This window comes from Erwinia sp. MYb416, assembly GCF_037479575.1.
GTDB lineage: Bacteria > Pseudomonadota > Gammaproteobacteria > Enterobacterales > Enterobacteriaceae > Erwinia > Erwinia rhapontici.
In genome coordinates this window covers 1-14,707 of record NZ_JBBGYT010000309.1, presented here as the reverse complement: position 1 = coordinate 14,707, position 14,707 = coordinate 1, and the positions used below count along the sequence as shown (strand labels likewise).

The 14,707-nt window shown below is 54.7% G+C and carries 12 protein-coding genes; 3 read left to right on the top strand and 9 right to left on the bottom strand.

The window, feature by feature from the left end; all coding sequences use genetic code 11:
• Positions 1-94 precede the first annotated feature (94 nt).
• Complete coding sequence (locus WH277_RS02840; protein WP_133846650.1) at positions 95-361, top strand: YdgH/BhsA/McbA-like domain containing protein; 267 nt, start codon at positions 95-97, stop codon at positions 359-361.
• Positions 362-394: 33 nt separating this feature from the next.
• Here WH277_RS02840 and WH277_RS02835 read toward each other — a convergent pair whose 3' ends face one another.
• The 5 genes from WH277_RS02835 to greB all read right to left on the bottom strand — a co-directional run bounded on the left by WH277_RS02835 (position 395) and on the right by greB (position 7,755).
• Complete coding sequence (locus tag WH277_RS02835; RefSeq protein ID WP_339504290.1) at positions 395-2,083, bottom strand: alpha-amylase family glycosyl hydrolase; 1,689 nt, start codon at positions 2,081-2,083, stop codon at positions 395-397.
• Between the two features lie 82 nt (positions 2,084-2,165).
• A complete protein-coding gene (gene feoB / locus WH277_RS02830; protein ID WP_339504289.1) occupies positions 2,166-4,469 on the bottom strand; it encodes a Fe(2+) transporter permease subunit FeoB in 2,304 nt (767 codons plus the stop codon).
• A complete protein-coding gene (gene feoA, locus WH277_RS02825) occupies positions 4,466-4,708 on the bottom strand; it encodes a ferrous iron transporter A (RefSeq protein ID WP_133846653.1) in 243 nt (80 codons plus the stop codon). Before feoA ends, feoB begins: the two co-directional genes overlap by 4 nt.
• Positions 4,709-4,844: 136 nt before the next feature.
• Positions 4,845-7,175: a Tex family protein gene (locus WH277_RS02820; RefSeq protein WP_133846654.1), complete on the bottom strand. Its 2,331-nt coding sequence runs from the start codon at positions 7,173-7,175 to the stop codon at positions 4,845-4,847.
• Positions 7,176-7,275: 100 nt separating this feature from the next.
• Positions 7,276-7,755, bottom strand: a complete 480-nt coding sequence (gene greB / locus WH277_RS02815; RefSeq protein ID WP_339504416.1) for a transcription elongation factor GreB — start codon at positions 7,753-7,755, stop codon at positions 7,276-7,278.
• Between the two features lie 288 nt (positions 7,756-8,043).
• Here greB and ompR point away from each other — a divergent pair, with 288 nt between their 5' ends.
• Together ompR and envZ are read left to right on the top strand one after the other, a co-directional pair.
• Positions 8,044-8,763: an osmolarity response regulator transcription factor OmpR gene (gene ompR, locus WH277_RS02810; RefSeq protein ID WP_001157751.1), complete on the top strand. Its 720-nt coding sequence runs from the start codon at positions 8,044-8,046 to the stop codon at positions 8,761-8,763.
• Positions 8,760-10,109 (top strand): two-component system sensor histidine kinase EnvZ, encoded by a 1,350-nt coding sequence (gene envZ, locus WH277_RS02805; protein ID WP_133846655.1) that lies wholly within the window; start codon positions 8,760-8,762, stop codon positions 10,107-10,109. Before ompR ends, envZ begins: the two co-directional genes overlap by 4 nt.
• A gap of 64 nt (positions 10,110-10,173) precedes the next feature.
• On the opposite strand, the gene pckA is transcribed toward envZ, so the two are convergent.
• The 4 genes from pckA to WH277_RS02785 all read right to left on the bottom strand — a co-directional run.
• Entirely contained in the window at positions 10,174-11,793 is a 1,620-nt protein-coding gene (pckA, locus tag WH277_RS02800) for a phosphoenolpyruvate carboxykinase (ATP) (RefSeq protein WP_339504287.1), read from the bottom strand.
• Between the two features lie 395 nt (positions 11,794-12,188).
• Positions 12,189-13,067 (bottom strand): Hsp33 family molecular chaperone HslO, encoded by an 879-nt coding sequence (hslO, locus tag WH277_RS02795; protein WP_133846657.1) that lies wholly within the window; start codon positions 13,065-13,067, stop codon positions 12,189-12,191.
• 22 nt (positions 13,068-13,089) lie between these two features.
• Positions 13,090-13,491 carry a ribosome-associated heat shock protein Hsp15 gene (hslR, locus tag WH277_RS02790; RefSeq protein ID WP_200642645.1) on the bottom strand — a complete coding sequence of 134 codons (402 nt, stop codon included), beginning with the start codon at positions 13,489-13,491 and terminating at the stop codon, positions 13,090-13,092.
• A 130-nt stretch (positions 13,492-13,621) separates the two neighbouring features.
• Positions 13,622-14,707, bottom strand: a 1,086-nt coding sequence (locus tag WH277_RS02785) for an IgaA/UmoB family intracellular growth attenuator (RefSeq protein WP_339504285.1), incomplete at its 5' end; no start/stop codon positions are given.

The window sequence follows — 14,707 nt, the reverse complement described above, 5'->3', positions numbered from 1 at the left end:
TTGTCGGTTTGCACATCGCGGTCGATAATGGTCACGGCACTATTTTTTACTGCCATTGATAACTGGAAATATTGACCTAAGGAGAGGAAATTGTATGAAAAAGCTGATCACTATCTCTGCCCTGATGTTGACGACCCTGGCGGCATTTAATGCCAGTGCAGCCGAGCAGATCACCCGCGAAAAAGCGCAGGAGATGAAGCTGGAAAAAATCGGTACGGTGACGACAAACTCCACCACCGATCCGATGGATGCCAACGCCCGCTTATCGAAAAAAGCCGATGAGAAAGGCGGTAAATACTATGTGATCATCGCAGCCCAGCAGGGGAACCGCGATCACGCATTGGCTGACGTCTATAAGTAAGCGATAGTCCCTGCCCGCCATCGGTGGGCAGTTTCAGGCTTTCAGCCAGCGGAATTCCCACGCTTCCAGCAGCATCGCCTGCGCACCATCAATACGATCGCCACTGGCAATATCCCGATACCAGCGCGCCTCTGGCAGCATCATACTCACCGCTTTATTGCTCAGGTTAAACACGCACCACAGGGATTCCTGTTCTTCTCTTGCCTGGCGTTTCATCACCAGCAGTGAATTGTCACTGTCGATGATGCTCATGGGATTATCCGGATGGAAGGCCGTCTGCTGGATACGCAACTGAATGAGCTGGCTGAGGGCATAGTAGACTCGTTGTCGCAGTGAATCCTTTTCCATTAACGCCTGTTCGATATCGCTGACGGCATATTTCTGGCGGTTGATTGCCCGGTTGTACCCGGCAATTTTTACGCCTTCAACATCGTTACGTGAGCCGAGAATACTTTGCACGTAGATGGCCGGTACGCCAGGAAAGGCCAGCAGCAGCGCATGGGCCAGCAGGAAACGTCGCAGGCGCGTATCGTCATCATCCGCTTTCTGATTCAGGGCATCCATGTAGGTGACATTGATTTCATACGGACTGGTGCTGCCATCAGGGTTATTTTTATAGGAGATCAGCGCTCCTTCCATCGCCAGATCGCGTACCAGCGAGACGATCTCGGTTTCCGGCAGAATGCCGCGTAAGGGGTTCAGGCCGATGCCGTCATGTGACGCGAGGAAATTGAAGAATGTGGTGCTGCCGCTGCCGCCATCGAGGGAGGCGGCCCACTGGCGAAGGGCACGTGACGATCCATAATGGATTGCGTGCAGCACCAGCGGCGGCAGTGAAAACTGATACACCATCTGCGCCTCATCACGACCATTACCAAAATAGCTAATGTTATCTTTGTGCGGAACGTTGGTTTCCGTTAACACCACCGTGCCTGGTGCCACTTCGTTGGCAATAGCGCGAAACAGCTTGACCAGCTGGTGGGTTTTTTCCAGATGAATACAGGACGTTCCCGGCGTTTTCCACATATAGCCCACCGCATCCAGGCGCAGGTAATCGGCACCTTTTTGCAGATAATCCAGTACCACGTTCACCATCGCGATCAGCACTTCCGGGTTAGTGAAGTTCAGGTCGATCTGATCGGCGCTGAAGGTGGTCCAGATAAAACGGGTTTCACCATCGGCCATCGCAAAAGGCGTGAGAAGGGGTGAGGTACGTGGGCGGGTGACAGCGCTTAAATCGGTGGTAGGCGGCATGCTGATAAAGAAATCGTTCCAGCCGGGGTCCTGCGCCAGATAGTGGCGAAACCAGGCGCTTTCAGATGACATGTGGTTGCAGACAAAATCAAACATCAGCCGGGTATGCTGGCGCAGGGCGGCGACGTCCTGCCAGTCGCCACATTTGGGGTCCACCTGGTGATAGTCAATGACGGAGAAACCATCGTCGGAGGACCAGGGGAAAAAAGGCAGCAGATGAACCAGATTAAAGCTGGATTGCAGGTGCTGTTGCCAGAAACGAGAGAAGGTCGTCAGGGTGGGCGTGTTCTCTTCGTGAAACTGATCGGCGTAGGTGATCAGCACCACGTCTTTTTCATCCCAGTGTGGTTTACGCGACTGTTGAATACGCTCCCGCGCATCAGCAATCAGCGTATGCAGCCGCTGTAAGCAGGATGGCGGGAAAGTGTAATCGTAGATCTTATCTATTAAGTTATTGATAATATCCATTATTATTCGAATTGCCACCGCGGGTGAAAAATTCAGACGTTATTTTTCACTGTAGACGCTGGTCACAAAATCGCAACCTGCATCAGTGGCAACGACCGTTTTTGGCGCAGTTCTGGCAGCCGGTACTGACCTGTTTAACCGGGATCTGGGCCGGGGTGATGCGCACGCGGCGTAGCGCGCCCAGCAGCAGGGCATTGAACAGCAGGACAGTGGCAATAATCAGACTGCTGCTGCCTGGATGCTGGTGGAAACTGGCAACCTGATAAAACAGGGTGGCCAGCGAGTAAGCCAGATCCAGCCCCCACAGGATCGAGAACAGCATCCAGCGGTTACTGCTTTCACGGGCAATGGCACCCATTACTGAAACGCAGGGCACGTACAGCAGCACAAAAATCAGGTAGCTGTAGGCGGCAGCATCGCTGGCGAACTTGCTGTGCATCGTACCCATTGCGCCGCTGGCCATTTCCGCATCGCCTTTACTGGCCTCAATGGGGTTGGCGAGAACGCTGAGGCTGAAAGTGGCTTTGATGCCTTGCCATGTCTCAATCAGCGCGTCACTCAGCTGCGTGCGAAGACTGAACTGCTCAGGGTCGAATGCCTGCTGTTGCAGCGCTTCGGCGGTGTAGAGAGTATTCAGCGTGCCGACCACCACTTCTTTTGCCATCGCTCCGGTCAGCAGACCGACGGTAGCCTGCCAGTTATCATCGTGAACACCGATCGGTGCCAGCAGTGGTGTCAATGTCTGGCTGACGCTGGCCAGCGCGGAGTCGTTCAGATGACTCACCGGCTTGCCGCTAAACGAAAAACTGTTTAGCGCACCGATAAGCATACTGACCAGCACAATCACTTTCCCGGCCCGCAGGACAAACCCCCGCAGACGCTGCCAGGTTTGCAACAGCAGACTTTTGGCGTGAGGAACGTGCCACAGTGGCAGCTCCATTACAAAGGGACTGGCGTTACCGCGCATCAGCGTATGCTTAAGCAGCAGGCCAGTGACGATGGCCGCGAAAATCCCCAACAGATAGAGGCTCAAAACGACCAGTGCACCACGCTGACCGAAAAAGGCCGCCGCAAAGACCGCGAAAATCGCCAGCCGCGCTCCGCAGGAGATAAACGGCGCCATCAGTACGGTGATCAACCGCTCCCGTGGGGCGTCCAGCGTGCGTGCTCCCATTACCGAGGGCACATTGCAGCCAAAGCCAACAATCAGCGGCACAAAGGATTTACCGGGCAGACCAAGCGCCTGCATCAACCGATCCATCACAAAGGCGGCACGCGCCATATAACCGGAATCTTCCAGCAGAGAGAGGAACAGGTACATCATGCCGATCTGCGGTATCAGCGGCATGACGGTATTGATCCCACCGCCGATGCCCTGCGCCAGGAAAAGCGTCAGCCATAACGGTAGGTGCAGCGTAGCGCCCAGCCACTGCGTACCCTGAATAAATATCGCCGCTGATCCGAGGTCGAAAAGCGGTTGTAGTGCGCCACCAAGGTTGATGGCGAGGAAGAACATCATATACATCACCAGCAGAAACACCGGCAGGCCCAGCCAGCGGTTCATGGTCAGGCGATCCAGGCGCTGGCTGAACAGGCTACGGCTTCCGGCGGCACGGATGACCTTGTGGCAGAGTGACTCGAGAGTCTGATAACGGCTACTGGCAATGGACTGAGCGGCATCCTCCCCCAGACGTTCATGGATGCCTGGCAGTAACGCCTGGGCTGCGGGCATCTGCTGCTGGCTCCAGATATCCCCTTCCAGCATATGCAGGGCCAGCCAGCGTTTCTGCCCTTCTGGCGTGGCGGCGGACATGGCAGCGACCAGTTCACGCAACGCTTGTTGCAGCGGCTGCGAATAGGGGACAGCAAGCGGGGTGGGCTGGCGTGAATAACGGTCGATGGTCTCTTTCAGGCGATTAATGCCGCGCCCGCGAGTGGAAACCAGCGGTATCACCGGGCAGCCCAGCGCCTCTTCCAGCGCCGGGAGGTCTAACTCTGTTTGCTGGCTTTCAACAATATCCAGCATGTTCAATGCCACGATGCAGGGCTGCCCCATCTCCAGCAGCTGCAAGGTCAGATAAAGATTGCGTTCAAGGTTGCTGGCATCCACCACGTTAATCACCAGGTCGGCATCACCGCTCAGGAGATACTGACAGGCAATCTGTTCATCCAGCGATGCCTGTGCCGAGAGCGTGGTGAGTGAGTAGCAGCCTGGCAGATCAACCAACTGCACCTGATGCTCTTCTGTGGTGAACTGCCCTTCTTTGCGCTCGACGGTCACACCGGCCCAGTTACCGACCCGCTGGCGCGATCCGGTGAGCTGGTTAAACAAGGTAGTTTTGCCTACGTTAGGGTTCCCGGTCAGTGCGATAGTCGTGGTTTTCATGCGACCTCTCCGGCTGACTGCATGGCTTCCAGTTGGAGTAATGCAAGATCCTTTTTGCGCAACATCAGGCTGACGTGGCGGGTTTCAATATGTAGGGGATCGCCCAGTGGAGCGATACGGATCAGCCGAAAGGTGATGCCGGGCAACAGGCCCAGCGCCATGAGTTTCTGGCGAAATACCGGATTGATGGATGACGAAAAACCGACGATTCGGTAGGCGTGCTGTGGGATCATTTGCATTGGCGGTGCCTGCTTAAATAGACACTGATAATTTTAATGAGAGTGATTCTTGCTCACATTGATATGGAGCAACTTAATCGCAGGGCAGACGCGGAGGTTAGGAAAAAAGAGCGGGCCATCAGGCCCGCCGGGGGGATTAGCTTTTTTTGCCAAAGGCGGCAGCCAGCGCATCGCCCATCGCGCTGTTGCCCGCAGGCTGGGCGGCAGGGCGCTTGTTGTTGGCTTTTGCCGGGCGCGCGTTGTCACGGTCCGGCGATTTGTTGCCGCCACCGCGTCGCGCGTTGGTTTCGCCTGGCTGCTCGTCAAGGCGCATGGTCAGCGCAATACGCTTACGCTGTAAATCCACTTCCATCACCTTCACCTTGACCACATCACCGGCTTTCACCACTTTGTGTGGGTCATCGACAAATTTATCGGCCAGTGAGGAGATATGCACCAGACCATCCTGATGGACGCCGATATCGACGAAGGCGCCGAAGTTGGTGACGTTAGTCACCGAGCCTTCAAGCACCATCCCCGGGAGCAGGTCATTCATGGTGTCGACGCCGTCAGCGAACTGTGCGGTTTTAAACTCAGGACGTGGATCGCGACCCGGTTTTTCCAGTTCTTTGATGATGTCACTCACGGTCGGCACGCCGAAACGCTCATCGGTAAAATCAACGGCTTTCAGATTACGCAGCTCAGTCGGGTTACCCATCAGGTCGTTAAGAGCCTGCTCGGTGGCGGCGAGAATACGCTGCACGACCGGATAAGCTTCCGGGTGCACGGTAGAGGCATCCAGTGGGTTATCGCCCTGAGTGATGCGAAGGAATCCGGCGCACTGTTCAAAGGCTTTCGGCCCCAGACGACCGACTTTCAGTAACTGCTGACGGTTCTGGAAACGGCCGTTCTCATCACGCCAGGTGACAATGTTCTGGGCGATCATCTTGCTCAGCCCTGCCACGCGCGTTAGCAGCGGCACAGAGGCGGTATTCAGATCGACACCCACGCCGTTCACGCAGTCTTCCACCACCGCATCCAGTTTTCTCGCTAACTGGCTCTGGCTGACGTCATGCTGGTACTGGCCGACACCAATGGATTTCGGGTCGATTTTTACCAGTTCGGAGAGCGGATCCTGTAAGCGACGGGCGATGGAAACCGCGCCACGCAGCGAGACATCCAGGCCAGGGAACTCCAGTGCCGCCAGTTCGGAAGCGGAATAGACCGAGGCTCCCGCTTCGCTGACGATGACTTTCTCGCCCTGGACCTGCGGGAACTGCTTTTGCACCTCAAGATAGAAACGCTCGGTTTCACGAGATGCCGTACCGTTGCCGATGGCGACCAGTTCAACCTGATGTTTGGTACAGAGTGCTGCGACGGCCGCTGCGGCTTTCGCAGTCTGCCCGGTGTGAGGATAGATGGTGTCTGTCGCGACCAGCTTCCCGGTCGCATCCACCACGGCGACTTTGACCCCGGTACGTAGGCCAGGATCGAGACCCATCGTGGCGCGCATCCCCGCCGGCGCCGCCATCAACAGATCGTGCAGATTGCGGGCGAAGACATTAATCGCTTCGTCTTCCGCGCGTTCACGCACGGTGCCCATCAGTTCGGTTTCGAGGTGCAGCAGCACCTTGATGCGCCAGGTCCAGCTGACTACGGCTTTACGCCAGGTATCCGCTGGCGCATTGTTCAGGCGCAGATTCAGATGGTCTGTGATGATCTGCTCACCGTGGCTTTCGCGCGGTGGTTCATCAAACTGCGGATCAGCATTCAGCGCCAGCTGTAAGATACCTTCGTTACGCCCACGGAACATGGCCAGCGCACGGTGGGAAGGTACGGTGGATAACGCTTCATGATGATCGAAGTAGTCACGGAATTTTGCGCCTTCCTCTTCTTTGCCATCGATCACACGTGCGACCAGGTGTGCATTTTTCCACAGGTAGTCACGCACTTTTGCCAGCAGTCCGGCATCTTCTGCGAAACGTTCCATCAGGATGTAGCGTGCACCATCCAGCGCCGCTTTGGTGTCAGCAACACCTTTGTCGGCATCAATGTAGCCAGCGGCCAGTTGTTCAGGATCGTGAGACGGCTCCTGCCATAACGTGTCTGCCAGGGGTTGCAGACCGGCTTCTATCGCGATCTGACCGCGCGTGCGGCGCTTCTGTTTGTAAGGCAGATAGAGGTCTTCGAGCTCGGTTTTACTCAGGGTGGCGTTGATTGCCGCTGCCAGCTCATCGGTCAGTTTTCCCTGGTCGGCAATGGATTTCAGAATGGACTGGCGGCGGTCGGCAAGCTCGCGCAGGTAACCCAGTCGGGTCTCCAGCTGACGCAGTTGGGTATCATCTAACCCGCCGGTCACTTCCTTACGATAACGTGCGATAAACGGCACGGTATTTCCTTCGTCCAGCAGGCGAACAGCGGCTTCAACCTGTTCTGGTCTGGCCTTTAGCTCACTTGCAATCAGGCGGCTCAGTGAATTATTCATCATTGTTGGGACACTTTTTAGCTTAAGAAATTGGCAACAGTTATACGGATTGCAGCAGCATAATGCCAGTCATCAGACTGTCAGCATGGCTGCAACGGCGAGTTTAGGATTCTTTGACGTAGCTGATCGCATTGACGTACCACAGTGCTTCACCCACTGGGGTGTGGACGATGGCGGCATCCCCGATCTCTTTTTTCAGCAATGCACGCGCCATCGGCGAGTCGATAGAGATATAGTCATTGCGACCGAAGATCTCGTCATAGCCGACAATGCGGAAATGCTTCAGATCGCCATCATCGTTTTCCACCTCAACCCAGGCACCGAAAAACACTTTGCCATCCTGCTGTGGGGAATAGTCGACAATACGCAACTGTTCCAGGCACTTGGTCAGATAGCGTATCCGACGGTCAATTTCACGCAGGCATTTTTTGTTGTACTGATAGTCGGCATTTTCACTGCGATCGCCAAGGCTGGCCGCCCAGGTGACCTTCTTCGTCACTTCCGGGCGCTCTTCACGCCACAGGAAGTCCAGCTCCTGCTTCAGCAGGTTGTAGCCTTCGCGGGTAATCAGTTTGGTTTTCATCATTCAGCCATCGTCATCGTGATATGCAGACTATTTTGTTGTGCTGTGTGACGGGATGCAAATTCATTGTTCCGAATTATGCCGCAACGTTACTGCTTGTTTGTCATGATAAATACGCTGGAAAAAACCGTTCATCCCCTGGTTTTTTTGACCCAGATTACAGATAAGCTGCTGTTTAATATGCTTTGTAACAATTTCGGCTACAATATAAACCATTATTGACTGTTACATTCAGGCATCTTTTTTAAAAATACAGGCTCAGGCAATAGCGCCTTTGGGAGTAACGAAATGCAAGAAAATTACAAAATCCTGGTGGTAGATGATGACATGCGTTTGCGTGCACTGCTGGAGCGTTATCTGACCGAGCAGGGCTTCCAGGTGCGTAGTGTGGCCAATGCTGAGCAGATGGATCGCCTGCTGACGCGTGAATCATTCCACCTGATGGTGCTGGACCTGATGTTACCTGGCGAAGATGGCTTGTCGATTTGCCGCCGTCTGCGCAGCCAGAGCAACCCCATGCCGATTATTATGGTCACCGCCAAAGGCGAGGAAGTGGATCGTATCGTGGGCCTCGAAATCGGTGCGGATGACTATATTCCAAAACCGTTCAACCCACGTGAACTGCTGGCCCGTATCCGTGCGGTGCTGCGTCGTCAGGCGAATGAACTACCGGGTGCGCCTTCTCAGGAAGAAGCGGTGATTGCTTTCGGTAAATTCAAGCTGAACCTCGGTACCCGCGAGATGTTCCGTGAAGATGAGCCGATGCCACTGACCAGCGGCGAGTTCGCCGTGCTGAAAGCGCTGGTGAGCCACCCGCGTGAGCCGCTGTCGCGCGATAAACTGATGAACCTGGCCCGTGGTCGTGAGTACAGTGCGATGGAGCGTTCTATCGACGTACAGATCTCCCGTTTGCGCCGTATGGTGGAAGAAGATCCGGCTCATCCACGCTACATCCAGACCGTTTGGGGCCTGGGCTATGTCTTCGTGCCGGACGGCAGTAAAGCATGAGGCGATTCCGCTTCTCTCCCCGTAGTTCATTTGCCCGCACACTGTTATTGATCGTTACCCTGCTGTTCGTCAGCCTGGTAACGACTTATCTGGTGGTGCTGAACTTTGCAATTTTGCCCAGTCTGCAACAGTTCAACAAAGTGCTGGCCTATGAAGTTCGTATGTTGATGACCGACCGTTTGCAGTTGGAAGATGGCACGCAGCTGGAAGTGCCTCCGGCATTTCGCCGTGAAATCTACCGTGAACTCGGCATCTCGCTGTATACCAATGCAGCGGCGGAAGAGAGCGGATTACGCTGGGCGCAGCACTATCAGTTTCTCAGCCAACAGATGGCGCAGCAGTTGGGTGGCCCGACCGATGTCCGTGTGGAGGTCAATAAGAACTCCCCGGTGGTGTGGCTGAAAACCTGGTTGTCGCCGGATATCTGGGTGCGCGTCCCCCTGACCGAGATCCATCAGGGCGATTTCTCTCCATTGTTCCGCTACACGCTGGCGATTATGTTGCTGGCGATCGGTGGAGCCTGGCTGTTTATACGTATCCAGAACCGCCCGCTGGTGGAGCTGGAGCACGCGGCGTTACAGGTGGGTAAAGGCATTATCCCCCCGCCACTGCGCGAGTATGGTGCCTCTGAGGTCCGTTCCGTGACGCGGGCATTTAATCAGATGGCATCTGGCGTGAAGCAGTTAGCCGATGACCGAACCCTGCTGATGGCCGGGGTGAGTCATGACCTGAGAACGCCATTGACGCGTATTCGTCTGGCAACGGAAATGATGTCAGAGCAGGATGGCTATCTGGCTGAGTCGATCAATAAAGATATCGAAGAATGTAATGCGATTATCGAACAGTTTATTGATTACCTGCGTACCGGGCAGGAGATGCAGTTTGAACGCGCGGACCTCAACAGTGTGCTGGGAGAAGTGGTGGCGGCAGAAAGCGGTTACGAGCGTGAAATTGAGAATGCCGTGATGTCCGCTGAGCTGATGCTGGATATCAATCCCCTTGCGATTAAGCGTGCGATTGCCAACATGGTCGTCAATGCTGCCCGCTATGGTAATGGCTGGATTAAGGTCAGTTCCGGGCGTGAGCTGCATCGAGCCTGGTTCCAGGTAGACGATGATGGTCCCGGTATTGAACCCGACCAGCTTAAGCACCTGCTTCAGCCGTTTGTGCGTGGTGACAGCGCACGCAGTACCAGCGGAACGGGCCTGGGACTGGCGATTGTGCAGCGTATTATTGATGCTCACCAGGGGGCGCTGGAGATTGGTAAGAGTGAAAAAGGGGGCTTACGCATTCGTGCCTGGCTGCCATTGCCACCTGCCAGCCTTCCGCCAGGGCCTACCCAGTGACAGGCAAGGGTGCGGCATGATGTCGTAGGGGTGAGGCATGCCTCACCCGATTCCACTGACTGGCTTACAGTTTCGGCCCGGCTTTCACCAGTGCTTCACCCGCTTTAGTGTCGGTGAACTTATCGAAGTTGTTGATAAACCTCTGCGCCAAATCCCGAGCCTTTGTTTCCCATTCGGCTTCACTCGACCAGGTTTGACGCGGGTCGAGCAGTTTGCTGTCTACGCCTTGCAGGGTCAGCGGTATCTCCAGGTTGAAAACAGGCAACGTGGTGGTTTCTGCATGGGCGATGTCGCCACTGAGGATAGCGTTGATAATCGCCCGTGTATCGGCGAGCGAAATACGTTTCCCACTGCCGTTCCAGCCGGTATTCACCAGCCAGGCTTCTGCGCCTGCGTCCTTCATCCGTTTCACCAAAACCTCTGCGTACTGTGTGGGGTGCAGGGTCAGGAACGCGGCACCAAAGCAGGCTGAGAAGGTGGGAGTAGGTTCGGTGACTCCACGCTCAGTACCGGCCAGTTTGGCGGTAAAACCGGAAAGGAAATGGTACTGGGTCTGCTCGGCGGTCAGGCGTGATACGGGGGGCAGCACACCAAAAGCGTCAGCGGTCAGGAAAATCACTTTCTTCGCGTGGCCGGCTTTCGACACCGGTTTAACGATATTGTCGATATGATCAATCGGGTAGGAGACGCGGGTGTTCTCGGTCTTGCTGCTGTCGTCATAATCCACCGAACCATCGCTGCGAACGACAACGTTCTCCAGCAGGGCATCCGGGCGGATCGCATGGTAGATCTCCGGTTCTGCTTTTTCTGACAGTTTGATAGTTTTAGCGTAACAGCCCCCTTCAAAGTTAAACACGCCGTCATCATCCCAGCCATGTTCATCATCGCCAATCAGCTTGCGCTTTAGATCGGTAGACAGTGTGGTTTTGCCCGTGCCTGAGAGGCCGAAGAAAATGGCAACATCCCCTTTTTCACCGACGTTGGCCGAGCAGTGCATCGACGCAATCCCTTTTAGCGGCAGCAGGTAGTTCATCATAGTGAACAACCCTTTCTTCATCTCGCCGCCGTACCAGGTTCCCCCGATAAGCTGCATGTTTTCCGTCAGGTTAAAGGCGACAAAGTTCTCGGAATTCAGCCCCTGTGCCTGCCAGTCCGGGTTGGTGCACTTGGCGCCGTTCATCACCACGAAGTCGGGTATGAAATTCGCCAGAGCTGCTTTATCCGGGCGGATAAACATGTTCTTCACGAAGTGCGCCTGCCAGGCGACTTCCGTGATAAAGCGTACGCAGAGGCGTGAGTCCGGGTTAGCGCCGCACCAGGCATCGATAACAAACAGGCGTTTGCCGGAGAGCTGCTTTGTGACAAGGTTTTTCAGCGACTGCCAGGTCTCCTGCGAGAGGGGGTGGTTATCGTTTTTACCTTTCCCATTGTCACTCCACCACAGCGTGTCGCGGGTGGTTTCGTCACGTACCAGATATTTGTCTTTCGGAGAGCGTCCGGTAAAAATGCCGGTATCAACGGCGACAGCGCCAGACTGCGTGACGATACCGCGCTCAAAACCGTTTAATGTGGGTAGGGTTTCTTCCTTAAACAGGGTGTCATAATCAGGATTATGAATCACCTTCACCGTATCAGTGATGCCATAAGCGACGAGGTCCTGCAAGGTCAGGTCGTTAGTGTGCATGTTACTGCTCCTTTGTCGGTTTTTTGTACTGCGTCAAATTGTAGGGGTATTTCAACTTTATTACCGCGAGCAACCTCCGGCTTCTGCATCAGTGCCGGGTGATGCCACGATCGCGCGCAGTTTACACCCGCCAGAAAACAGCGAAAGCGGCAAAGAAGGAAAATGAGAAGCCACGCCGGGTTCAATGAAAAGAATCGCATTTGTTGCATCAATAGTGCTAAGTCGGTGTCTTTTTGTAGTGATAAATACCAGGTTATGAAGAATTTTTAGCGGGAAAATGCGATTTTTTGTGACGGGAGTATCGTATTGTTTTTCGATAGAAAATAAAGACAGGCGGGGTAAAAACGGGGCATCGTTGAAAAGAAAAAGGCCGGGTAATATCCGGCCCCTGGCGATTAGTGAACCTGTTGGTCACCTGTCGCAGAATCATTACGGATCGCGGCAATATCGACCGCATCATAGACGTAATGATTACCGCAGTAGTCACAGTGCATATCAATATTGCCATCTTCCTGCAGGATCTGATCCACTTCTTCATCCGGGAGTGTGCGCAGCACATCGCCGCAACGTTCGCGTGAACAGGTGCACTTGAAACTCACGTTCTGGGGTTCAAACAGGGTGACTTCTTCCTGATGATAGAGGCGCCACAGCACGTCATTCGCTGGCAGGCCCAGCAGCTCTTCCGTTTTAATCGTTTCTGTCAACGTCGCCAGGTGGTTGAACTCATCCAGACTGGCATCCTGAGCCGGGAGAACCTGCAACAGAATACCGGCTGCACCCACCTGCGATTCTGTTTCGCCGGTGCGGATAAACAGGCGAGTAGGGAGCTGCTCTGAACGCATAAAGTAATCTTCCAGGCAGGCGGCCAGGGTGTCACCTTCCAGGCCGACAACGCCCTGATAGCGCTCACCTTCTTTCGGAGAAATGGTGATCACCAGATAGCCATTGCCGACCATCTCTTTCAGGCTGCTGCCGTCGGCAATTTCACCCTGCATACGCGCAACCCCACGCATTTCCTGAAGATTATTACCGTTGATCACCGCCATATTAAGCGGGCCATCACCCTGCAATTGCACCGTGATATCACCGTCAAATTTCAGGGTGGCTGTCAGCAGGCTGGTGGCGACCAGCAGTTCGCCAAGGACCTGTTGCACTGGCTGAGGGTAGTCATGGCCCTCAATGATTTCCTGCCATGTCTGGGATACGGTAACCAGTTCGCCGCGCACAGCATGGTTTTCGAACAGGTAACGGTGCATCTGGTCTTGCTGGGACATAGTGTTTCTCTCGAGTGTGGCGTTATTCGTCGCCAGAATGTTTAAATTTCATCAGGTCACGACGTTCCTTTTTATCAGGGCGCCGGTCAGGGTGCGGCATAGTCAGGGCGTTCATTTTACGCGCCAGTGCCACTTTTTCCCGCTTCTCAATACTTTCTACCGTTTCACGGTACAATTGTTGCGCAACAGTCGCCGGGCCACGTTTGTCAGTGACCGCTTCAATTACTACGGTGCGCTGATCGTTACCCTGGCGCAGCGTCAGCTCCGCAGCGACTTCCACCAGTTTACTGGGTTTGCTGCGTTGACCGTTGTAATGGACTTTGCCGCCTTCGATCATTTCGCGTGCATCTGCCCGGGTTTTATAAAACCGGGCGGCCCAAAGCCATTTATCGAGCCGGACCCCGTCTGAGGGTTTCTCTTTCATCGCTGCTCCTTTTGGGAATACCCCTATATAGGGTGTCCCCCGTCGTCTTTCAAGTTAACGGGTGGGGCGTCCTGGATTATTTTGGGTATGGAGGGCACTAACTATTAAAAATAGCACAGATGCGATGGGGTCAGAACATCGGCCGCACGGTCTGTATATCGTTGAGCGAATGGTTGAGGCATTTGTCGTAATACTGATGAATTTCCATCATCCGAAGACGATTACGGTGGATGCGACGCAGCGCCAGTAGTGTGTTAATGACCAGAATCAGAGTAAGCAACAGCAACAGCAAACTGCTGCCGAGGTAGTGCCATAATGTGATGGTGTCCGGCTCGCTGTGCAGTGCGATATGGCGCGTACCGTTGGCATCGGTGGTGATGCTGGTAATGATCCCGTTAGCGTTAAACGGCGTGTGCAGCAGCATACCGGCCAGACGTTGCAGTTCTGGCCACTGGTCGGGGGCGTTGTAATCAAACAGTGATGCTGCCGGGGAGGGCTGATTCACCAACTGGCGACCTTCGTCACTGAGGATCAGAAAACCACCCGGAGGAGGGCTGTTCAGTGCGTCTGCGGCACGGCGTGTTTCACGATAGAAGAAAGAGGAGGTTGCGGTATTGACCAGGTTTTCCAGCGCTTCGGCACTCACCGGGCGAAGTAACACGTTCATGCCGTTGAGTGCACCGGAATTGGCACGATGCACCAGCGTTTGCCAGTCTTTGGCATTGCCGAGGTTGACCAGCGCATTTTTCAGACGCACACAGTCCTGTTCCTGGCTGCACAAATCCTGCGTTTTTTGCACGATATCTGAGAAATCGTCCAGCAGGATCATGCCTGACTTCTGAATGGCGGTGGCCAGCTGCGGATTGAGTTTTGGGTCGGTGCTGGTCTGCGGATGAAGCTGCATCCGGGTGGTATCCAGCAGTGCAGTGGCTTTATCGATAATATCGGACTGCGGCAGGGGCAGGGGTTCAGCGTTGTTCCAGTAGACCGCAGAGCAGTCGAACGGCATAAAGTCATAGCTGCGGTTGCCCTGATAGGTGGTTGGAATCGAACACATCCCCGTGCCTTTGACTTTCAGGCTGTCGCCTACATGCAGGGCAACGTTTTCTAAGTCACTCACCTGCGTGACCTGCAGACTTTCCGTGCCTTTAATCCATGCCAGGCTCAACTTCAGTGGCATGCTCAGGGGGATCCAGGAAATCAGCAGTACCAGCAC

Excerpts from the sequence above, each read along its gene's own strand:
- WH277_RS02835 (WP_339504290.1), bottom strand. The coding sequence starts at position 2,083 with ATGGATATTATCAATAACTTAATAGATAAGATCTACGATTACACTTTC.
- greB (WP_339504416.1), bottom strand. The coding sequence starts at position 7,755 with ATGAAAACCAAACTGATTACCCGCGAAGGCTACAACCTGCTGAAGCAG.
- WH277_RS02840 (WP_133846650.1), top strand. The coding sequence starts at position 95 with ATGAAAAAGCTGATCACTATCTCTGCCCTGATGTTGACGACCCTGGCG.
- WH277_RS02820 (WP_133846654.1), bottom strand. The coding sequence starts at position 7,175 with ATGATGAATAATTCACTGAGCCGCCTGATTGCAAGTGAGCTAAAGGCC.
- feoA (WP_133846653.1), bottom strand. The coding sequence starts at position 4,708 with ATGCAAATGATCCCACAGCACGCCTACCGAATCGTCGGTTTTTCGTCA.
- pckA (WP_339504287.1), bottom strand. The coding sequence starts at position 11,793 with ATGCACACTAACGACCTGACCTTGCAGGACCTCGTCGCTTATGGCATC.
- feoB (WP_339504289.1), bottom strand. The coding sequence starts at position 4,469 with ATGAAAACCACGACTATCGCACTGACCGGGAACCCTAACGTAGGCAAA.
- hslO (WP_133846657.1), bottom strand. The coding sequence starts at position 13,067 with ATGTCCCAGCAAGACCAGATGCACCGTTACCTGTTCGAAAACCATGCT.
- hslR (WP_200642645.1), bottom strand. The coding sequence starts at position 13,491 with ATGAAAGAGAAACCCTCAGACGGGGTCCGGCTCGATAAATGGCTTTGG.
- ompR (WP_001157751.1), top strand. The coding sequence starts at position 8,044 with ATGCAAGAAAATTACAAAATCCTGGTGGTAGATGATGACATGCGTTTG.
- envZ (WP_133846655.1), top strand. The coding sequence starts at position 8,760 with ATGAGGCGATTCCGCTTCTCTCCCCGTAGTTCATTTGCCCGCACACTG.